General features: G+C 62.7%; 19 protein-coding genes. 11 read left to right on the forward strand and 8 right to left on the reverse strand.

Features of this window, described 5'->3' with window-relative positions:
- Window positions 1-44: 44 nt before the first annotated feature.
- Together ACGYLY_RS21415 and ACGYLY_RS21420 are read right to left on the reverse strand one after the other, a co-directional pair.
- Entirely contained in the window at window positions 45-917 is an 873-nt protein-coding gene (locus tag ACGYLY_RS21415) for a carbohydrate ABC transporter permease (RefSeq protein WP_395284520.1), read from the reverse strand.
- A 12-nt stretch (window positions 918-929) separates the two neighbouring features.
- A complete protein-coding gene (locus tag ACGYLY_RS21420; RefSeq protein WP_255666458.1) occupies window positions 930-1871 on the reverse strand; it encodes a carbohydrate ABC transporter permease in 942 nt (313 codons plus the stop codon).
- A gap of 113 nt (window positions 1872-1984) precedes the next feature.
- Between ACGYLY_RS21420 and ACGYLY_RS21425 the strand changes: the two genes are divergently transcribed.
- Both ACGYLY_RS21425 and ACGYLY_RS21430 read left to right on the forward strand, forming a co-directional pair.
- On the forward strand, window positions 1985-2680 hold the full coding sequence (locus tag ACGYLY_RS21425; protein ID WP_395284519.1) for a hypothetical protein: 696 nt from the start codon (window positions 1985-1987) through the stop codon (window positions 2678-2680).
- Between the two features lie 81 nt (window positions 2681-2761).
- On the forward strand, window positions 2762-4762 hold the full coding sequence (locus ACGYLY_RS21430; RefSeq protein WP_395284518.1) for a beta-galactosidase: 2001 nt from the start codon (window positions 2762-2764) through the stop codon (window positions 4760-4762).
- A gap of 8 nt (window positions 4763-4770) precedes the next feature.
- Here ACGYLY_RS21430 and ACGYLY_RS21435 read toward each other — a convergent pair whose 3' ends face one another.
- The gene (locus tag ACGYLY_RS21435; protein ID WP_395284517.1) at window positions 4771-5430 is read right to left on the reverse strand and encodes a ThuA domain-containing protein; all 660 of its coding nucleotides are present in this window, start codon (window positions 5428-5430) and stop codon (window positions 4771-4773) included.
- A gap of 619 nt (window positions 5431-6049) precedes the next feature.
- On the opposite strand from ACGYLY_RS21435, the gene ACGYLY_RS21440 reads away from it, so the two are divergent.
- From ACGYLY_RS21440 to ACGYLY_RS21480, 9 genes are all read left to right on the forward strand, one after another.
- Window positions 6050-6805, forward strand: coding sequence for an IclR family transcriptional regulator (locus ACGYLY_RS21440; protein WP_395284516.1), 756 nt, complete (start codon window positions 6050-6052; stop codon window positions 6803-6805).
- 138 nt (window positions 6806-6943) lie between these two features.
- Entirely contained in the window at window positions 6944-8119 is a 1176-nt protein-coding gene (locus ACGYLY_RS21445; protein ID WP_395284515.1) for a mandelate racemase family protein, read from the forward strand.
- Between the two features lie 104 nt (window positions 8120-8223).
- Complete coding sequence (locus tag ACGYLY_RS21450; RefSeq protein WP_395284514.1) at window positions 8224-8733, forward strand: LUD domain-containing protein; 510 nt, start codon at window positions 8224-8226, stop codon at window positions 8731-8733.
- A complete protein-coding gene (locus ACGYLY_RS21455) occupies window positions 8734-10938 on the forward strand; it encodes an LUD domain-containing protein (protein ID WP_395284513.1) in 2205 nt (734 codons plus the stop codon).
- An 82-nt stretch (window positions 10939-11020) separates the two neighbouring features.
- Complete coding sequence (locus tag ACGYLY_RS21460; protein ID WP_395284512.1) at window positions 11021-11983, forward strand: mannonate dehydratase; 963 nt, start codon at window positions 11021-11023, stop codon at window positions 11981-11983.
- A 185-nt stretch (window positions 11984-12168) separates the two neighbouring features.
- Window positions 12169-13350, forward strand: a complete 1182-nt coding sequence (locus ACGYLY_RS21465; RefSeq protein ID WP_395284511.1) for a UxaA family hydrolase — start codon at window positions 12169-12171, stop codon at window positions 13348-13350.
- Window positions 13347-13652, forward strand: coding sequence for a UxaA family hydrolase (locus ACGYLY_RS21470; protein WP_395284510.1), 306 nt, complete (start codon window positions 13347-13349; stop codon window positions 13650-13652). Before ACGYLY_RS21465 ends, ACGYLY_RS21470 begins: the two co-directional genes overlap by 4 nt.
- Window positions 13649-14743: a UxaA family hydrolase gene (locus tag ACGYLY_RS21475; protein ID WP_395284509.1), complete on the forward strand. Its 1095-nt coding sequence runs from the start codon at window positions 13649-13651 to the stop codon at window positions 14741-14743. Before ACGYLY_RS21470 ends, ACGYLY_RS21475 begins: the two co-directional genes overlap by 4 nt.
- A 102-nt stretch (window positions 14744-14845) precedes the next feature.
- Window positions 14846-15871, forward strand: coding sequence for an aldo/keto reductase (locus ACGYLY_RS21480; protein ID WP_395284508.1), 1026 nt, complete (start codon window positions 14846-14848; stop codon window positions 15869-15871).
- Between the two features lie 51 nt (window positions 15872-15922).
- On the opposite strand, the gene ACGYLY_RS21485 is transcribed toward ACGYLY_RS21480, so the two are convergent.
- The 5 genes from ACGYLY_RS21485 to ACGYLY_RS21505 all read right to left on the reverse strand — a co-directional run bounded on the left by ACGYLY_RS21485 (window position 15923) and on the right by ACGYLY_RS21505 (window position 21956).
- A complete protein-coding gene (locus ACGYLY_RS21485; RefSeq protein ID WP_395284507.1) occupies window positions 15923-16801 on the reverse strand; it encodes an SMP-30/gluconolactonase/LRE family protein in 879 nt (292 codons plus the stop codon).
- 102 nt (window positions 16802-16903) lie between these two features.
- Entirely contained in the window at window positions 16904-17800 is an 897-nt protein-coding gene (locus ACGYLY_RS21490; protein ID WP_395284924.1) for an ABC transporter permease, read from the reverse strand.
- Window positions 17801-17900: 100 nt separating this feature from the next.
- A complete protein-coding gene (locus ACGYLY_RS21495) occupies window positions 17901-19502 on the reverse strand; it encodes a sugar ABC transporter ATP-binding protein (protein WP_395284506.1) in 1602 nt (533 codons plus the stop codon).
- Complete coding sequence (locus ACGYLY_RS21500; RefSeq protein WP_395284505.1) at window positions 19495-20814, reverse strand: sugar ABC transporter substrate-binding protein; 1320 nt, start codon at window positions 20812-20814, stop codon at window positions 19495-19497. The genes ACGYLY_RS21495 and ACGYLY_RS21500 overlap by 8 nt, the downstream gene beginning before the upstream one ends.
- 134 nt (window positions 20815-20948) lie before the next feature.
- Window positions 20949-21956: a TIGR03557 family F420-dependent LLM class oxidoreductase gene (locus ACGYLY_RS21505; RefSeq protein WP_395284504.1), complete on the reverse strand. Its 1008-nt coding sequence runs from the start codon at window positions 21954-21956 to the stop codon at window positions 20949-20951.
- Window positions 21957-21987 lie beyond the last annotated feature (31 nt).

Consider the following 21987-nt stretch of genomic DNA (forward strand, 5'->3'; position numbering starts at 1 on the left):
TTTACTTTTGTGAAAATTCGTGTCGTTCTGCCCGCGGGCGTCCGTTACGACTTGACGGCACCCTCCGCCAGTCCCTCGACGAGGTAGCGTTGGAGGAAGACGAACAGCAGGAGGAGCGGCAAACTGACCGCCGTCGAACCGGCCATGATGAGCCCCCAGTTGACCGTGTTCTGTCCGATCCACGAGCCGATTCCCGGCGGCAGCGTCTTCTTGGTGGGGTCGTTGATGAGCACGAGCGCGAAGAGAAACTCGTTCCACGCCAGAATCCACCCGAAGATGAACGTCGTCGCGATGGCGGGCGCGGACAGCGGGAGAATGACACTGATGACCGCCCCGATACGGGTGCTGCCGTCGACCATTGCCGCCTCTTCTAGTTGGGCGGGGAGGTTCTCGTAGAATCCCCGCAACATCCACGTGGTAAACGGTAACGTGAAGGCGATGTACGCGATGACGAGGCCGGTGAGCGTGTTGAACAGCCCGAGGTCACGGAAGACGAGAAACAGCGGGATAACGATGACGACGTACGGGAACATCTGCGTGATGAGGAGGAACGTCGCGACCAACTTTCGACCGCGGAATCGCAATCGTCCGATGCTGTACGCCCCGAAGATACAGACGACGATGCTGATGAGCGTGGACGCCAGCGAGACGATGGCGCTGTTGATGAACCACGTGAGAAACGTCGTCTGGTTCAGCATCGTCATGTAGTTGTTCAGGCTCACCCCGCTTAGCCAGCCAGTGATACCGATTCGCGTTAGCTCCTCGACGGTCGTCACGTTCACCGACGTGACGACCATCCAGATGATGGGGAACAAGACGATGAGCGTGAGACTCCACACGAACGCGTGGAATCCGATCTTTTTGAGCATCGGGTCGTTCAGGAACGACGAGTTCGATTGCGGTGATTTGGTTGCCATATCGTGTTCACCTCACACCTGACCGATGTCCTGCCGGTAGAGCTGGAGGTACACCAGTCCGTACCCGAGCATGATGACCATCATGACCATTCCGATGGCGCTTGCCAACCCGACGGAGTTCGACAGGAAGGCGTTGTTGTACACGTACACCGGGAGCACCATCGACGACATCCCCGGACCACCGCTCGTCAGCACGAATATCATGGTGAAATTGTTGAACGTCCACAGACTCATCAGCAGCGTCGTCACGATGATAACCGGCTGTAGGTACGGAAGCGTAATGTGGCGGAACAGCTCCCATCGGGAGGAGCCGTCGACGAGCGCCGCCTCGTACAGCGAATCGGGAATCGCTTTCATCGCGGCGAGGAAGCTGATCATGAAGAACGGGAAGTTTCGCCACACCCAGCCGAGCATTGCCGAAAACAGCGCGAACTTCGAACTCCCGATCCACGGAATCGCGCCGAGGCCGACCAGCCGCAAGAGGCCGTTGAACACCCCGAGATTGTAGTTGTACATCCACTGGAAGTTCAGCGCCACGGCGATGTACGGCATCGCCCACGGCAGCAAGAGCAACCCCTGAACGACGTTTCGCCCTCGAAATTCGCGGTTGAGAAGGACGGCGAACCCCATCCCGACGAGGAGCATGATGATGATCGAGCCGAACGCCCACGAGACGGTGTTGAGCAACACCTGCCAGAACTCCGGCCACCCCGACAGTATCTTCACGTAGTGTGCCGGGCCGACCCACGTCGGCGGGGTGATTCCGTTGTACTCGTTCATGCTCAGGTACGCCGCACGGAAGACGGGATAGACGCTTACCAGACCGAGCGAGACCAAGGTCGGAACGAGAAACAACCAACCCCAGACGCTCTCCTTCGACAGGAGGTGGCGATACTTTCGCGGTAGCGAAACTCGGTTGAGAAACTGATTCCGTAACTGATAGTATTTCACCATGCTACTTCGTCTCACAACATTCCCCGGATGGTAATAACATTTTGGTACCGAGCGTCCCGATGCTCGGTGTCTAGTCGAAACACCCTTGACAGTCTAGTGAAATTGGACGTTGCATGGCGTTCGAAACTGCATACGGGGCCTGGCGCGCCAGGGTCGATTCGACCACCGATGCGTGGCGGGCCTTTCTCGACGCGGATGACTTCGGCGAGGCGGCCGAATCCATCGAATATTACGGCTGGACGGCGCCCGCGATCGGCGTGTTCGCCCACATCCTCTTTCGGAGCGGATTTACGTACCTCATCGAACCGGGAGTGATGAAGGGCGGGGAACCGTTCCCGTCGCTGCTGGCGGCGTTCGTCCTCAACTTCGTCTACACGAGTTTCCAGACCCTGTTGCTGCTGTTCTTTTTCTTCGGAACGATCGGCGCGATCGCCGGGTTGATCGCCTCCAATCGAACGCTCGACGTCACCACGTTCAAAGTCGGCGGGTATCTCTCCGTGGTGTTCGTTCCGATTTTCGTGGTCGCATCCGTTCTCGCGCTCACGATTTCCGGCTCGGACGTCGGCATCGCCGCCGTTTCCGGCGGCAACGTCTCACAGATGGCACCGAAGATCATGGAAGTACGGATGAACATCCGGAGCACACAGCAGATGCAAATCGTACGGCTGCTCCGGATCAGCGGATGGCTTCTCTGCGCGCTCCTTCTTCGGCCGGTGCTCGCACGGCACTACGATCTCGGTCGGATTCGAAGCACGATAGCACTGCTTCCGACGACCGTCGCCTTCGTCGTATTCACCTCGATGACGTGATCGGCGAGAGCCCGGAGTCGAGACCGAGCGCCGTTCGATGCCACCGATAGCTTGATAATAGTTTCCACGCCACACGAAGGTATGTCGATAGGCGTGTGTTATTTTCCGGAACACTGGCCCCGCGAACGGTGGTCCACCGATGTCGAGCAGATGGCCGAGGCGGGGATCGAATACGTCCGCATGGGCGAGTTCTCCTGGTCGAGACTCGAACCGCGACCCGGCGAACTCGACTTCGAGTGGCTCGAAACCGCAGTCGATCTCGTGCACGAGCATGGGATGAAGGCGGTACTATGTACCCCCACGGCGACGCCACCCAAGTGGTTGGTCGACGAGCATCCGGACATCCTTCAGGAGGAACCGGACGGGGGCGTCCGCCACTTCGGCAGTCGGCGACACTACTGCTTCAACTCGGAGACCTACCGAGAGCAGACCGACCGCATCGTCATCGCCCTCGCCGAACGCTTCGCCGACCATCCGGCGGTCGTCGGCTGGCAGACCGACAACGAGTACGGCTGCCACGACACCATCCGATGTTACTGCGACGACTGTGCGACGGCCTTTCGGACCTGGCTGCGTGAGAAGTACGGCGATATCGACTCGCTGAACGAGTCGTGGGGGACGACGTTCTGGAGCCAACATCACACCGATTTCGAGGAGATCGACCCGCCGCGTCACACGGTCACCGATCACCATCCGGGACGGTTGCTCGACTACCACCGCTTCGCGAGCGCGAGCGTCGTATCCTACAACCGGTCGCAAGTGGATCGGCTGCGGGAGGCGAACGACGACTGGTTCGTCACCCACAACTTCATGTTCGATTTCGGCCAGCTAGACCCCTACGACGTCGGAGACGATCTCGACTTCGCCGCGTGGGATTCGTATCCGACCGGATTCCCCCAAGTCGCCGGCGACGATCCGGCCGATGCGGACGAACTTCGGCTCGGAAACCCGGACCAGATCGGATTCAATCACGACCGCTATCGCTGCGCCGCACCCGGGAACTTCTGGGTGATGGAGCAACAGCCGGGGTCGATCAACTGGCCGCCCGAGACCACTCAACCGGCAGCGGGTGCGATGCGTCTCTGGGCACACCACGCGGTCGCTCACGGTGCCGACGTCGTCTCCTACTTCAGGTGGCGACGGTGTCTGGAGGGACAGGAGCAGTATCACGCCGGGCTTCGAAAGCGGGACGGGACCGCCGACCGCGGATACCACGACGCGACGACGGCGGCGGCGGAACTCGCCGATCTCGACCGGGGTTCGGTCAGCGCACCCGTCGCGCTCGTCCTCGACTACGAAAGCCTCTGGGCGCTAGACGAACAGGCGATGTCGCCCGATTTCGACTATTGGAGCCACCTCCACACGTACTACCACGCGCTTCGCGGTCGCGGCGTACAAGTGGACATACTTCCGACCGACGCCGACTTCGGAGACTACGACGCGGTCCTCGCCCCATCGCTGCACCTCGTCGGCGACGATGTCGCGTCGACCTTCCGACGATACGTCGAGAGCGGCGGTCACCTGTTGTTCACGATTCGTTCGGGGGAGAAGGACCCGCATAACAAGCTTCATGCCACGCGACCGCCGGGACCGCTCGCCGACCTCGCGGGTGTTCGCGTCGATCAGCACGAGAGCGTCCCGGCGGACTCGTCCGACGCCCACCTCTCGTATCGGGGCGAACGGTACGGATATCGAACGTGGGCGGAGTGGATCGACGCCGACGACGCGAGGGTCGTGGGGCAGTACGCAACCGGGATCGGCGAAGGACGTACGGCCATCACCGTGCGTGAAGCCGAACCCGGGTCGGTCGCTTACGTCGGGATCTGGCCGGACGCCGACCTCGCGGACGCCCTCGTCTCCGACGTGCTCACGCGGGCCAACGTCACACACGCGGCCGACCCGCTCCCGGACCGCGTCCGGGTTGCCCACCGCGGCGACCTGACGTGGGTGTTCAATTACGGCGGCGAACCGATAGACGTCGACGTCGGCGATGCGGACGTTCGGTTAGGCGAGGAAACCGTTCCCGGCTATGATCTGCTCGTGATCGAGGGGACTCCTACAGACGTAGCGGTGGAAAAGTAAGACGCCGATCAGGCGCTCACCCATCGAACGGCGTTTCGAAGGAGGCGTCGGTACTGCGGGGTTTCGAACGCCTCGGCTGTGTGCCCGAGCGAGACGTAGCAGACGTTTCCGTCGCCGACCGTTCGTACCCACGCGACCGGATAGTCGTCGAGATCGGGGTGGTCCATCCGAGCGAGGACGCGTATCCCGTCCTCATCGTAATCGACCGTGTACGGTTCGTCGAACACGTCGAAATCCTCGACCCCGGCGGTAACCGGGTGATCGATGTCGGCGATATCGACGCGAAACGTCGATTGCTCCGGATGGCCGATGAAGTGCCCGCCAAGCAACTCCCGGAGTTCCGGGAACGGTTCGTCCCGGTGGTCGATGCCACCGGACCCGTCGTGGGTACTGGTGATGTCCGCGGCACAGTGTATCCCGAGATAACCGCCACCATCCGCGACGAACGAGGAGAGACCGTCTCGCTGAGCGCTGGAAAGGGAGCTGTCGGTGAGATAGTCGGCGAGGACGTCGTAGTCGGCGAGGCTGCGCAGGGAATCTCGGTCCGTCGTTCGAGTCACGGCTACGTCGTCCCCGAGAGCGTCCTCGATACGTGGTGCCATTTCGTCGAATTCGTGGAAGGGAAACGTGTTCTCCCCGATGAGAAGCACGCTGGTTTTGTCGGTCATGACATCCACATACGGAATCTGGAGCATAAGGTTCGGTCGGTTGCGGCAATCTACTCGACCGTCAATCGGTGATCGTGGCGTTCTAAACCGTGGAACGCGGAGAACGGTGCCGAAATGACAGCTCCACCTCACGTTACGGGGCGAATAGCGCTCACCGACGTACTCTGCGCTCCGCGTTGTTTCTTTTTCCTACTGTCGACGGTAGTCACAACAATTCTACCGAACAGTCAATGGATACGTCGATTCGCCTTCTCCGTTTTGCAACGGAGAACGGTTTAGTCCTTCCACCGTCGAAATCAAGACGAGGACGGAAATCCATCGACGGTGCGACGGTTTCCCGTCCGCCTTCTTCGGGAAGTTCGCGGTCACTTCGACGATGGACATCCCGACGACCGGCCGAATCCATTTCACGGAGACGCGAGTCCAAGACGCTGACTGAATCCCGCCGAGTGGTCGAAAACGTCGTTCGATGGGACGGTACACGGAGCGTGATGCGTTCTCGGGCGAGCGAAGCGCGCCGTTCGGTTTCGGGTGCGCGATTCGAACAGGTTTGGTCGTTTTTCTTTCCGTTCTGGTCTCCAGAATGCTTATGAGTGATGAATGTGTGCCTTCCATTGACATGGACGCAAAACACCCGGTGCAAACCACCGAAAAAACGCTCGCCTTGGTCGAGGAGTTGATGGAACGGGGTTCGTGTGGCGTGACGGAGCTCGCCAACGGATCGAACATGGGAAAGAGCATGGTCCACAACCACTTGACGACGCTTCGGAAACACGGATACGTCGTCAAGACCGGCGGCGAGTATCGTCTCGGGCTGAAGTTCCTCGAAGTGGGAGGCCACACCCGGAAATCGATGGAACTCTACGAGGTTGCGGAGCCGGAAATCAAAGCGCTCGCGGACGAAACCGGCGAGCTCGCGAATCTCCTCGTGGAAGAACAGGGAAAGGGCGTCTACCTGATGCGAGCTAAAGGCGCGAAAGCGGTCGATTTGGATACGCACGCGGGTCTCCGAACGTACCTCCACACGACGGGACTCGGAAAGGCGATTCTCGCGCACCTGCCCGAGGAGCGCGTCGACGAAATCGTCGAACAGCACGGGCTCGAACGGGCCACGCCACAGAGTATCGGTACGAGAGAGGAACTGTTCGAGACGCTGGAAGAGGTCCGCGAGCGAGGATACGCCATCGACGACGGGGAACGATTGGAGGGCCTCCGCTGTATCGCAGCACCGGTACGCACCTCCTCGAACGAGGTGTTGGGTGCTATCAGCGTCTCCGCTCCCGCGAGCAGGGTGAGCGACGATGACCTCCACGATGAACTGTCGAAACGGGTACTCAACGCGGCCAACGTCATCGAACTCAACATCAACTACTGACCGATAATCGTCACCCTCTGCACCGTTTCACGCTCCGAACCCTCCGAACCACCAGGCGATACGGTCGCCCGTCTCCAGTGCTCCGGAAGCCCGTCGAGGAGAGATAAATTATATACGGCCACATCGGAATCGGATACTGTGGGACCAGAAATAACGAAGATAGTGAGTACGGAGTTTTCGTACCCATTACAGGACGTAGGAACCGACGAACACGGCTTCAACCTCGTTTACGAACCCGGTTCGACGACGGAGCGGAAACTGTTCGCCATCGAAGTACAGACCGACACGGGTATCTCGGGGGAGTATATCGGCGGAAACTCTCCCGGTGCCGCCCAGTACAACACTGTCGCGGACTATCTCGTCGGGAAGAACCCGCTCGAACGTGAAAAACACTGGAGCGAAGTCAAGCGCGCGCTGAGAAAGTACGACCGGATGGGAATCGGTCCCATCGACATCGCACTGTGGGATTTCGCGGGGAAATATTACGACGCCCCGATTCACGAACTGCTCGGGACGTACCGCGATCGCATTCCCGCCTACGCGTCCACGTATCACGGCGACGAGAACGGGGGCTTGGACTCCCCGGAGGCGTTCGCCGATTTCGCCGAGGAGTGTCGTGACAGGGGATTTCCCGGCTACAAGATTCACGGATGGGGCGGCGGGGATACCTCCCGCGACCTCGACCGCGAAATCGCCGCCGTCCACGCCGTCGGCGAACGCGTCGGCGACGAGATGGACCTGATGCACGACCCGGCCTGTGAACTCGAAACCTTCGGTGACGCTGTCAAACTCGGCCGCGCGCTCGACGAAGAGGGGTTCTTCTGGTACGAGGACCCGTTCCGCGACGGCGGTATCTCACAACACGCACATCGGAAGCTTCGACAGACGCTCGACACCCCGATTCTCCAGACGGAACACATCCGTGGCCTCGAAGTCGCGACCGATTTCGTCGCGAACGAGGCGACCGACTTCGTCCGTGCAGACCCCGAGTACGACGGCGGAATCACGGGCGCGATGAAACGCGCACGAATGGCCGAAGGCTTCGGACTCGATACGGAGTTTCACGCACCCGGTCCGGCCCAGCGACACTGCATCGCCGCGACGCGGAACGCCAACTACTACGAGATGGCGCTCGTTCATCCCGAATGCCAGAACACCCAACCGCCGGTGTATCTGGGCGACTACTCCGACATGATCGAAGTCGTCGACGACGACGGAACCGTTCCGGTTCCCGACGGTCCCGGACTCGGCGTGGAGTACGACTGGGAGTACGTCGAATCGAACGCCACCGGAAGCGTGCACGTGTACGAGTAGCAGGTCGAACGCGGACGGCCCGACGGCTTTTTCCCCATCGGCGAGAGGGATAGCGCATCGCCGCCACAAGAATGGTTATTAGGCCACCTCCACAACGTCCTTCTATGCCGACGAAATCGACAACGACGTTCGAATCGTCGTTGCGAAAACTCGACGTCCCGTGTACAGTGACGTCCGTCGATGCGTTCGCCGACGCGCTGGAGGAAGCCATCGAAACGCCGGCGGTCGGCGTCGCGCTGAATATCGAGGGAATCTCGCTCGACGACGCTGACGTGACGTGCTCTCCATCGACGGGGGAGTTAACCGGCGCGAAAACCGGCGTCACGCCCGCTGCGCTCGGCGTGGCAGCCCACGGAAGCTTGGTATTGCAATCGTCCGCCGACGGAACCGAACCGGTCAGCCTCTATCCGCCCTGCCACGTCGCCGTGATCCGTGAGAGCGACATCGTCCCCGACGTCCGCGACGCCCTCGATTGGCTCGACGGCGAGTTCGACGACGGGCGGCGCTCCGCCGTCTTCGCCACCGGCGTCAGCGCCACCGGCGACATGGGCGCGCTCGTCGAGGGCGTTCACGGACCGGCGGACGTCCGCGTCATCGTCGTGGAGGGCCGCTAGATGAGCAGCGATAGCCGACGCGAGAAGGCGGCGAAAATCCGCCATTTACTGGAGACGGAAGGAGAGAGCGTTCAGGAGAACACGACGCACTTCAACGAGGAACGGTACGACGCCGTCGAGGAGTTCGCGGGCTACGAGGCGGTTCGTGAGGAGGCCCGCGCCATCAAGGAGGACGCCATCGACAGACTCCCGGAACTGGTGGAGACCCTCCGCGAGTCGGTGGAGGACAACGGCGGTCATCTGTACGTCGCGGACGACGCCGCGGACGCGAACGCCTACATTCGGGAGGTCGCCGAAGACGCCGACGCCGACTCGCTGGTGAAGAGCAAGTCCATGACGACGGAGGAACTGGAGGTCAACGAGCGACTAGAAGCCGCCGACGTCGACGTCTGGGAGACGGACCTCGGGGAGTTCGTCATTCAAATCGCGGACGAAGCGCCGTCGCACCTCGTCGGGCCGTCGTTACACCGAACGACCGACGACGTCGCGGACCTGTTCAACGAGTACTTCGACCCGGACGAACCGTTCGAGACGGCGGAGGAACTTACCGAGTTCGCCCGGGACTACCTCGGCGAGCGGATTTGTGCCGCCGACATCGGCATGACCGGCGCGAACTTCGTGTTGGCCGACTCGGGGACGATAACCCTCGTCACCAACGAGGGTAACGCGCGTAAGTGTGCGGTGACGCCCGACACCCACGTCGCGGTCGCCGGCGTCGAGAAGATACTCCCGTCGCTGTCGGACCTCGGCCCCTTCGTGGAACTCATCGCCCGGTCGGCCACGGGACAGGACATCGCTCAGTACGTCTCGCTGTTTAGCCCGCCGACGAAATCCCCCACGTTGGACTTCGAGAACCCCGACGACCCGGCGTTCGGAGACCAGCGCGACCGGGAGTTCCATCTGGTCCTCGTCGACAACGGGCGCATGGCGATGCGCGACGACGACCAACTTCGCGAGACGCTGTACTGCATTCGGTGTGGAGCCTGTGCGAACTCGTGTGCGAACTTCCAGCACGTCGGCGGCCATGCCTTCGGCGGTGAGACGTACACCGGCGGCATCGCCACCGGGTGGGAAACGGGCGTCCACGGCATCGACAGCGCCGCCGATTTCAACGACCTCTGCACGGGATGCTCACGCTGCGTCAACGCCTGTCCGGTGAAAATTGACATCCCGTGGATAAACACGGTCGTCCGTGACCGCCTCAACCGCGACCACGACCCCTCGAAGTTCGACTTCCTCATCGAGGGGTTGACCCCGGACGAGGAACCGGGGGGACTCGACGTCCAGAAACGGGCGTTCGGCAACTTCGAGACGATGGCGAAGGTCGCGAGCAAGACCGCGCCTGTGTCGAACCGATTGCTCGGGTCGTCACCGGTCAGAGCCGCGATGAGCCGACTCGCGGGTATCGATGAGCGTCGCGATCTTCCGACCTTTCGGGACGAATCCCTCGTCGAGTGGTTCGACGCACGGGGCGGGAGCCACGTTCGCGACGCCGACCGAACCGCCGTCCTCTATCCGGACGTCTACACCAACTACGTCCTCGTGGAGCGTGGAAAGGCCGCGGTGGTCCTCCTCGAATCCCTCGGCGTCGAGGTGGTCGTTCCGAACGTGCCCGGAAGCGGGCGCACCCCGCTTTCCCAAGGGATGATCGACACGGCCGAATCGAAGGCTCGGCGGGTTTTCGACCGTCTCCGTCGGGACATCGACCGCGGTCGGGACGTGGTCGTCGTGGAACCGAGCGACCTCGCCATGTTTCGACGGGAGTACGAGAAACTGCTCCCCAACCGCGCGTTCGAAACCCTCTCCGAGAACAGTTACGAGGTTCTCGAATACGTCTTCGGGCTGCTGGAAAACGGCGCGGATTCAGACGTACTCCCGCACGACGCCCCGAGAATCGCCTATCACAGCCACTGTCAGCAACGAACGTTGGGACTCGACGTGTACACCGAGGCGGTCTTCGAACGCCTCGGCTACGACGTGGTCACTTCGGACGTGGAGTGCTGTGGCATGGCCGGGAGCTTCGGGTACAAATCGGAGTACTACGAGTTGAGCATGGACGTCGGGACGACGCTCCGCGACCAGTTCGCAGACGAGACCGACCGAACCATCGTCGCATCCGGAACGTCGTGTACCGAGCAACTCGCCGACCTGCTGGACGAGTCGGTGAAGCATCCGGTCGAAATACTCGCACCTCGCAGGCGTTGACGTTCCAGCACCCTCCCCCACGTTGCAACTGGTCGTCGAAAGAGAGAAACAGTGATACCCCCTGACGAGAGACACATCCACCATGGAGCCAGCACTCATACTGCCACCGGAGCGTGACGAGCGATGGGAACTCGCCAAACAGATGGGCGTCGAACGGGCGGTCGTCCACACGCTCGAAATCGGCGACGGGAGCAAACCGTGGCGCTTCGAGGACCTCATGGAACTGACCCAACGGTTCAAGGACTTCGGCATCGACGTCGACGTCATCGAGGGGTGTGTCCCGATTTCCGACGCGACGCGACTCGGACGGAACGGACGCGACGAGGAGATAGAACGGTTCAAACGGTACCTCCGAAACCTCGGCGAACTCGGCGTGCCGGTCGTCGCGTACGACTGGATGGCCGGTCTCCGCTGGGCGCGCACGTCGACCGCGCTCCCGTCGCGGGGCGGGTCGCTCACGACCGGATACGACCACGACCTCATGCAGCGGGGCCCCGACCAACCGCTGGCCCCCGTCGACGCCGAGGAACTCTGGAGTGGCCTCGAACACTTCCTCACGGAGGTCGTCCCGGTCGCGGAGGAAGCCGGCGTGAAACTCGCCCTGCACCCCGACGACCCGCCGCTGGGGAACGTTCGCGGCGTCGATCGTATCATCACCAGCGTGGAGGCCTACGACCGCGTCCTCGATGTCTACGACAGCGAGTACAACGGCATCACCTTCTGTCAGGGCAACTTCGCCGCGATGGGGGCGGACGTTCCGGAGGCCATCCGCCACTTCGGAGACCGCATCAACTTCGTGCACTTCCGCGACGTGGACGGGACCGCCGAGAAGTTCGTCGAGACGTGGCACGACGACGGCCCGACAGACATGCTCGAATGCGTCGAGGCGTATCGGGATATCGGCTTCGAGGGACCGGTTCGACCGGACCACGTCCAAACCATGGCGACCGAATCGAACGACAACCCCGGCTACATGACGCTGGGGCGACTCTACGCCATCGGCTATCTGAAAGGGCTTCTCGAGCAGACGGACGATAGACGGTAGCAAACTTTCGACCGACGATAGCGAACTTTCAGCCGACGATAGCGGGTTTCCGACGGTTCCCGCCCCGGTCCGCTTCACCGATAGGGAGAGCCACTGACTTCCCCCGCGGTGGACTACTTTTCGAGGCGTTTTCCACCGAACGCGGAGTAATACCTATTGCCCTCCTCCGAGAACGGTGTGAGTGTATGAGTACCACGTTTCACGGGTATCGCCGAGACGACGGCCGTGTCGGCGTCCGCAACTACGTCGCCCTCGTTCCGACGTCCGTGGCCGCCAGCCCGGTCGCTCGCCACATCGCGGGGGAAGCGGGCGAGTGGGCGCGGGCGACGCCACATCAGATGGGAACGACGCAACCGAAACCGGCACGGAAACAGACCGAGCGCGTTCTCACCGGAATCGGTCGGAATCCGAACGTCGGGGCGGCGGTCGTCATCGAACTCGGAACGGAAGACATCGACGCCGAGGCGCTCGCAGACGACATCGCAGCGAGCGGAAAGCCTGTCGAGACGCTCTCGATTCGCGACTCTGGGGGAACGAAGCGCGCCCTCGCCGAGGGGCAGCGAATCGCGGAAACGCTTCACGAAGGAATCGCCGACGCGCGGCGGGAGGAGGCGGACGTGTCGGAACTGATTTTCGGAGCGGAGTGCGGCGGGAGCGACGCGACGAGCGGTATCGCGGCCAATCCGGCGGTCGGGAACGCGGCGGACCGAATCGTCGCCGCCGGTGGGACCGTCAGTTTCAGCGAAACGCCGGAGTTCATCGGTGCCGAACACATCCTCGCCGACCGCTGTGCGACCGACGAGGTTCGAGAACGACTCCTCGAACGGGTCGAAGCACGCGAAGGGCAGGCGAAGTTGATGGGCGTCGACCTCCGGGGGGCACAGCCCACGCCGGGAAACCAGGAGGGAGGTCTGACGACCATCGAGGAGAAGAGCCTGGGAGCCATCGCCAAAGGCGGGACGACGCCCGTCCGGGGGCTCGTCGAGTACGCCGAAACCCTTCCGACGGGCGGCGGACTCGTCCTCATGGACACGCCCGGATACGACGTCGAGAGCGTCGTGGCGAAGGTGGCCGGCGGCGCACAAATCGTCGCGTTCACCACCGGTCGAGGGTCGACGACCGGGAACCCCATCGCGCCGGTCATCAAAGTGACCGGCAATCCCCACACGTGGGAGAAGATGCGGAACAACATGGACGTGAACGCCTCGACCATCGTCCAAGGTGAGGAAATCGAGACCGTGGGTGAGCGACTGTTCGAGACCATCAGGGACGTCGCGGACGGCCGCCGAACCGAAGCGGAGCGACGGCAGTTACAGGAGTTCGCCATCAACGAGATACAACCGGAGGAACTGGAGGGAACGGCATGAAAGGCGACGTCATCGACGACGCCGCGCTCGTCATGGACCAGCGGGATTCGGTCGCGACCGCCTTGGAGGACCTCGAAACCGGGAGAACGCTCTCGGACGGGAAGCGTGATGTGACGCTTTCGGACGAGGTTCCCTTCGGTCACAAGTTCGCGCTCGAACCCATCGACCGGGGTGACGAGATTTTCAAGTACGGGGCCGTTATCGGCCGTGCGACCGACGACGTTCCGTCCGGAACGTGGGTTCACACGCACAATTGCGAGAGCACGCGTGGCAGAGGCGACCAACAGGAGGAAACGGGATGACGGACGCCATCGACGGCTACGAACGGCCGGACGGAGCCGTCGGGATACGGAATCACGTACTCGTCGTCCCGTCGGTCATCTGCTCCCACCTCGTCGCCGAGCGCATCGCGGACGAACTCCCGTACGCCCGTGCGACACCGCACGACCACGGGTGTGCGCAACTCGGCGCGGACAACGAGCAGACGGCGCGGACCCTCGTCGGAATCGGGGCGAATCCGAACGTGGCGGGCGTCGTCGTCGTCGGATTGGGCTGTGAGGAGGTGCAGAGCGACGACGTCGCCCACGCGCTCGCCGACCGAGGGGTTCCGGTGCGCGAACTTTCGATTCAGGAGGTCGGCGGGACCGACGCCTGCGTTGAGCGGGGAATCGAGTTGGCACGCGAGTTGTGGACGCAGGCCGATACGCGGGAACGGTCGATTTCGCTCGGCGACCTGACGGTCGGCGTCGTTTCGAGCGACCTCCGCGAGAGCACCCGCGAGACGGCCGGTCCACTGGTCGGGGAGGCGATCGACGAGCTAGTGGGATTGGGCGCACGGGTCGTCGTCGCGGGAACCGAGCGCGTGCTCGCACATCCGGAGGCGGCACGCGCCCGGACGTCCTCGGAGGCGAAGGCACAACTCGACGGGTTGCTCTCCCGCCATCGAGACCAACCACCTCGTGCGACGCGCGTCGGGATGCGTGCCTCGACGCTCGACTTCGAGGAGATAACGCGGGAGTGGGGGACGGAAGCTATCGGAGAAGTCGTCGAGTACGGGTCCGCGTCGTCCCTCGATTCGGGTCTTGCGATTCTCGATGCGCCGTCACGGTTCGAGGAGGCGGCAACCGGTTTGGTCGCCGCCGGTGCGGAACTCATCCTCCACCTCACCGCCGACGGGATTCCGGCCGGACATCCGACCGTTCCCGTTCTCAAAGTCTCGGGGGAGGAATCCACGGTCGGTGCGCTCGCGGACGATATCGACGTGAACGCGACGACGGCAACGGCGGAGGACCTTCTGCCGTCGATTCGAACCGTCGCGGACGGTCGCCCCTGTGCCGTCGACGAACACGGACTGACCGAGTTCGCGATAACCCGCATCGGACCGTCGATGTGACACATCTCGGAACGTTCGACCCCCTGCCGGAACGTTTCGGTTCTCGCCCGGTTCGTCGATGAATGCAAGCGATTTTGTCGCTCCAAACCGTTCGTTCGGACGATGGAATACCGTACATTGGGTTCGACCGGAACGAAGGTTTCCGAACTCTGTTTCGGAACGTGGCGCTTCGGCAAGCGAACGGGAGACGTCCTCGAAACCGACCGGGAGGAGGCCCACGAACTGCTCGACGCCGCGTGGGAGCGGGGAATCAACTTCATCGACAGCGCGAACGTCTACGGCACTCCGAACGGGACGAGCGAGGAGTACATCGGCGACTGGCTCGCCGACCACGACCGCGAGGACTTCGTCCTCACGTCGAAGGTGTACTTCCCCTTCGACGGATGGGGCGAACCCGGTCCCAACGACTCCGGGCTCTCACGGACGCACATCCGGAACCAAATCGACGGGACGCTCGACAGACTCGGCACCGACTACCTCGACCTCTACTACATCCACCGTTGGGACGAGGAGACGCCGATCGAGGAGACGTTGGACGCGCTGAACGGCCTCGTCGATGAGGGCAAGGTGAACTACCTCGGGGCGTCCACGATGGCCGCGTGGCAACTCACGAAGGCGCTGTGGAAGTCCGACGTTCACGACTGGGAACGGTTCGAAGTCACGCAACCGCTCCACCACGCGGGATACTACGAGGACGTGGCCGACTATCTCGACGTTTGCGCGGACCAGGACCTCGCGGTTTGTCCGTACTCGCCGCTCGCGGGCGGGTTCCTGACCGGGAAGTACGAACGCGCGGACCCCGACGACCCGCAGGCAGTGGAGGGTCCGGACGGCTCCCGCGCGGACTTCGACGACGTCTTCGGCGACTACTACGCGTCGGAGCGTGGCTGGAAGGTTCTCGACGTCATCCGTGAAGTCGCGGACGAAGTGGACGCGACGCCCGCACAGGTATCGATTCGCTGGCTGATGGACCACGACGACTTCACCTGCGTTCCGATAATCGGCGCGCGAACGACGGAACAACTGGACGAGAACGTCGGCGCGTGCGACGTCGACCTGACCGACGAACAGTGGGACCGAATCACGGATGCGCGATACCGTGACGGGGACACCCTCTGGGGCCACTGACCGTCGTCAGTCGGCACCGAACTCCGGATGTCCGGACGTCCGTTCCGACGCTCACACCGAAACGTCCGAACGGAACTCCGGAACCCCTTCCACCCCGGGCGAAAGTCGGAAGAGCATCCCCGCACCTTCACCCTCCTCGGCCCGCGTCCCCGCTTCGCCCTCTCCCGGACCGAGCGCGGTTGTCACGTAGGCGTCCTCGTACTCCGCACCGCCGAACGTGATGCAGGAGACTTTCCGTGCGGGGAACTCGATTCGTCGGTCTTCCGTCCCGTCCGGCGTGTACCGGACGAGACACCCGCCGTCCCAGTACGCCGTCCAGACGTAGCCGTCGGCGTCGACGGTCATCCCGTCCGGACTCCCTCGTTCGTCCGTCGTATCGAGGAACACGTCCCGATTCGAGAGTTCGCCCGTCTCCTCGTCGTACTGGAACCGGTAGATATTGTCCGCCTCCGTTTCGGTGAAGTACATCCCGGTCAGGTCCGGCGTGAAGCCCATTCCGTTGGGAATGTCCACCCCGTCGAACAGTTCCGTGATCGTCCCGTCCGTGTCGAGACGATACAATCGCCCGAGGCGGTCATCGGTGGGCATCGTTCCGCAGAAGACCCGACCCGCAGGGTCGGCGATGACGTCGTTGAACCGGGAGTCCAGTTCGGCGTCGAGTTCGTCAACGACGGTCCGGGTGGTCCCGTCGTGCCACGTCTCGATTCGTCCCCTGTCCTCGAACAGGAGGAGCGACCCGTCGGTTTGAATGGTGAAGCCGCCGATGACGTCCGTCTCGTAACACTGCTCGTGGTCACCTGTCGCCGGGTCGTACCGGAACAACCTCCCGTTCGGGATGTCGACCCAGTACAGGCGTCCCTCGTCCGGGTGCCAGAGCGGTCCTTCGCCGGTGTGACAACGGTAATCAGCGATCTCAGTAAGTACTGCCATACAGGACGTTTCGCCCTCTCTCACATAAAATTAGTGCGGGCCGCAGTCGGCCGTTCGCGGTTCGTCGCTCGACTGCCGGAATCGAAATTCCACCGCGGTCGGTCACTTCACGATGTCTATCTTCTCCCGGTCCATCGACATCCAGACGGCACCTATCACGACGAATCCGAGGATGATCTCCTGCACGAACGGGTGGACGCCGCTGAGATCCAGCCCGTTTCGGAGGACGGCGATGACGAACACGCCGAGGACGGTTCGGTGCGGTCCGCCGACGCCGCCGGTGAGCGCCGTCCCGCCCATGACGATGGCGGCGATGCTCGGAAGCAGGAGGCCGTCACCCATCGACGCGGCACCGGAGGAGATGCGGGCGGCCAGCAGCGCGCCGGCCACGCCACAGAGCAGTCCGGAGAGGACGAAGACGCCGATTTTGTACCGGTCCACGTCGACGCCCGAGAGTTCCGCGACGGACTCGCTCTCGCCGAGCGCGTAGCAGTACCGTCCGAACGTAGTCTTCCAGGCCACAAACGTCGTCACGACGTAGAAGAGCGCACCCCAGAGGACGAGGTTCGGAATCGTCGGGACCAGTTCGCCCGTCGCGATCCACCCGACGGTGGCGTTTCGGAACGGGACGGACGACCCGCCCGTGAGGAGGAGTGCGCTCCCCTCGGCGACGGAGAGCGTCCCCAGCGTGACCAAAAACGAGGGGAGTTTGAGCTTCGTGAAGACGACGCCGTTCAACATCCCGAGGACGAGTCCGACGCCGGCGCCGAGCGGTAGCGCGAGGAGGCCGAACTGGCCGACGAGCATCGCAGTGACGACGCCGCTCAATCCCACGTTCGCGGCGACGGAAAGGTCGATGCTCTGTTGGAGAATGGGATACGTTCCGGCCAGCGCGACGAACAGCAGTATCGTGCTGTTCTTGAGCACGCCCATGAAGTTGCCGTACGTGAAGAACACGTCGCTCGTGACCGAGAAGAGGCCCGTCAACAGGATGAGCATGGCGAACGGGCCGATGTTCACCAGCCAGTCCTGCACGGTCCGTCGCTCGCGGTATTCGTCTATCCATTCCCTCGTCCGTGTCGATAGTTCGGTCGCCATCTCAGATCATCTCCCGTATGAGCGTTTCTTCGTCGGGTTTCTCGTCCGCCGGTGCATCGATAGTCCGCACAATCCGTCCTTTCTTCATCACGAGGATGCGGTTCGACAGTCCGATGACCTCCGGGAGTTCGTCCCCGATGAACAGGATAGCAACGCCCTCGTCGGCGAGGCTTCGACAGAGTCGGTACACTTCCTCCTTTGCGCCGACGTCGATGCCGCGCGTCACGTTGTCGAGGACGAGGACGGTCGTGTCGCGGACCACCCACTTGCCGAGGACGACCTTCTGCTGATTGCCGCCGCTCAACTGGTGGACGAGGGTGTCCACGCCGGGGGTCTTGACGGCCAGTTCCTCGACCGCTCGCTCGGCGAGGTCGCGTTCGCGTTCGAAGTCGACCAGCGGAAGGCCGTCCCCGACGACCGGCAGTCGCTCGTGGAGCGTCGACAGGCCGAGACTGGGAAGCGAGACGTTGGAGCGGAGCGATTGGTAGAGCAACAGTCCCTCCGACTTCCGTTCCTTCGGAACGTAGCCGACGCCAGCATCGACGAGGTTCGACACCGTCGGGGTGTCGACTTCCCTTCCTTCCACGATGATACGTCCTCGGTCGGGCACCGTCGGACCGCCGAGCAGTCGACCGAGTCGCTCCTTCCCGGAACCATCGACGCCGACGACGCCGAGGATTTCGCCGCCCCGTAGCTCGAACGAGACTTCGGAAATCCCGTCGTCCATCCCGAGGTCGTCGGCCGCGAGCGCGGTCGATGCGTCGGTCGGAATCGATCGCTGTTCCGGCGTGAGGTAGTACTCGTCCGTCGTTTCGCGTCCAACCATCGCCCGTTGGAGGCGTTCCTCCGTGGCTTCCTCGGTCGGCGTCTCTTCGACGACGCGACCGTCCTTCAGGACGTAAATTCGGTCGGCGAGTTCGAGCACCTCGTCGAGTTCGTGGGAGACGAAGACGAACGACGCGCTGTCCCGGAGTTCATTCACGCGGTCGAACAGGACGTTTCGCCCTTCCTCTTCCAGCCCCGCCGTCGGTTCGTCGAGCAGAATGAAGGGATGGTCCACCCCTTCGAGGTAGCTGAACGCCTTTGCGATTTCGAGCAGTTGGCGGTCGTTGAACGAGTAGGTCGCCACGCGCTCCGTGAGGTCGAGGTCGATGCCGAGGTCGTCGAGAACGTCGTTCCCGGCGGCTTCGAGGGCGGACCGGTCGAAGATGCCGGCCGTGCTGAACGCGTCGAGGAGACCGAGATAGAGGTTCTCTGCGCCCGTCATGTTCGGCACGACGTCCTGTTCCTGGTGCACGAGCGAGATGCCCTTCGATGCGGCATCGCGGGGACCGTCGACGGTGACGGTCGAACCGTGGAGTCGTAACGCCCCGTCGTCGGGACGATGGATTCCGGTGAGTATCTTAAGAAGGGTGCTCTTTCCCGCGCCGTTCTCGCCCACCAGTCCGACGACTTCGCCGGGTTCGACGGTCAGCGACGCGTCCACGAGGGCGTCGACGTTGCCGAAGGACTTCGAGACGTCGTCGACGACGAGTCCGTCCGTGGATTCGGATTCGGGGCGTTGGAAGGCGCCCGATGGTGCGGTTGGTTCGGATTCACTCATACGGATTCGATTTGTACCGGTCGGCGTACGTTTGCTCGACCTCGTCGAACTGCTTGCTCTTACCGTACTCCTTCGGGAGGGAGTAGCTGTTCGGCTTGTTCTTCTCCTTCCAGAGCAGTTGGTAGAAGTCGCTCTTGCGGATGGGAACGAGTTTGTTCTGCGGGTCCCACGAGTCCTTCCCGGCCTTCTTCACCGACATCTTCTCCCAGTCGTACGGCATCGCTCCGTCCCCGAAGACGTTGTCGAGGTACGTCTCGGGCGTCGTGAGCGTGTAGTCGATTTTGTCCTTCCACTCGCCGGGCTTCTTGACGATGATGGTGCCGCCGGTGAACATCATCCGCTCCGGAATTTTCGGTCGCCAGCCGTGAATCCAGTCGTACGTCTTGGCGACGGCCCACCCCGCCTGCCACGGCGGATGGGCCGTCAGCGACCCGACGATTCGCGCTTCGTCCTTACCGCGACCGGCTTTGATCTCCTTTGCGGCCTCCTTCGCGCCGTCGTAGCCGACGATGGGAACGTCGAGGTCGTTCTCGCGACAAACCGTGAGCGCGCCGAGCGCCTCGGTGTCGTTCTGTGCATAGACGCCGTCGATCTTATCCCCGAACTTCGAGACGAACGACTGCATCGCCTGTCGCGATTTCCCGCGTACCCAATCACCTGGCAACGGTTTGCCGAGCCGATTCACGTCCGGATACTCCTTCATCGCCTCCTCGACGCCCATGTTTCGCCCGTTCGCACCGACCGTTCCGAGCATCCCCGTGATGTGGACGAAGTTCCCCGACCCGCCCATCTCCTCGAACAGGACTTTCGCGATGAGTTTGCCCGTCTTCACCGGTTCGGGGATATTGTATTGGACGAACTGTTCCCCGGCATCGGGCGGCGTGTACCACTTTCCCATCGCCCACATCTCGATGAACGGGATGTCGGCGTCTTTGGCCTTCTTCGCGAGCGACGGGACGCCGGAATCCTTGCTCGCGGTGCCGATGATGGATTGGGCACCCTGCGTGACCGCCGAATCGACCTGCGAGAGCATGTCCGTCGTGCTGCCGCCGTTCGCCTGAATGTTCGTGGAGACACCGTACGCGTCCGTCGCTTTCGAATACCCGCGTTTGAACGCGTTCCAATAATCGTTCTCCAGCGTCGGGACGGTCGAGAACGCCTTCTCGTACTCCTCGCTCTCGCCACCGGAATCGCCGGTACACCCCGCGAGAACGGTGCTTCCACCCAGACCGATCGCCCCGAGCGTTTTGAGGTATCGTCGTCGGTCGGAAGTGTCTCTATGCCACTGGCTGCCTTTGTTACCCGATGCCATACTACACAGTAAGAATGACATAAGTTAAATCATTCCCTCCGGTCAATAGTTGTTCTTACGGTTTTATTATTAGTAACAGATAGAATCGAAATCCGATTTCCGCTCCGTCGTTCGAGGGAGTGTGAGGGAGTCAGTCAGGAAAGCGACGGCATGACGACGTCGGCGACCGCGTCGCAGAACGCCTCCTGGTCCGGACTCGAACTCTGGAAGACGACGTGGTCGAACCCGCAATCGACGTACTGCTCCGCGACGTCGAGGAGGTCCTGCGGGTCCGTCGTGATGACGAACTGCTCCTCCAGACAGCGGGTGCTGACCCGGTCGCCGTGTCGCTGCAAATAGCGTGGGTCCGCGATGTCCTGTTCGAAGACCATCGGAAGGAGCGTGAGTCGCCACGGCAGACACGGTTCGAGCGCGGCCGATTTCGTCTCCGCGAGCGAGCAGTGGATGTGTACGGTCCGTTCGACGTCGTCGAACGACTCGTTCCGCGCCGACTTTTCGACGCCGCGCCGTACCGCCGGGAAGAGTTCCTCCGCCGCCCGTTCCGGGGGTTCGAAGACGGTGACGTAGCCGTCAGCCAAATCCCCCGCCATTCGCGCGGAGGTCGGCCCGTTCCCCGCCACGTGAATCGGCGGGGCTTCGTCCGGCCCCGTGTACAAGTTCGCGCCGTCGAGCGACCAGAAGTCGCCGTCGTACTCCACGAACTCCTCCTCGAACAGGGTACGAACGATACGGATGGCTTCCGCCGTCCGCCGCGCGCGTTCGGCGTACTCCGGCCACGGATTGCCGAGCGGCGTTTCGTTCAGGGCTTCCCCGGTGCCGATTCCGAGGAACACCCGGTCGGGATACAGTTCGAGGAGCGTCGCGAGTCGATGGGCCACGTTGGCCGGATGATAGCGGTTGAGCATCGCCGTGACGCCCGTTCCGATCTCGATGTCGCTCGTTCGTTCGAGGGCAGCGGGCAGCCACGACCAGCAGTTGCCGCCGTTCGCGGGCGACCCGTCGGCGAGGTGATCGAACCACGGATGGAAGTGGTCGTTGACCCAAACGCTGTCGAATCCCGCGGCCTCGGCGGTTACGACCTGGTCCAGGCACTCCTCGGGGGAGAACTCCTCCAGTGAGGCGAAGAATCCGAATCGGGTCACGTGACCGTCTCCCCGCTCCGTGACGGAGACA

It is taken from the genome of Haladaptatus sp. CMAA 1909 (assembly GCF_043952005.1).
Lineage (GTDB): Archaea > Halobacteriota > Halobacteria > Halobacteriales > Haladaptataceae > Haladaptatus.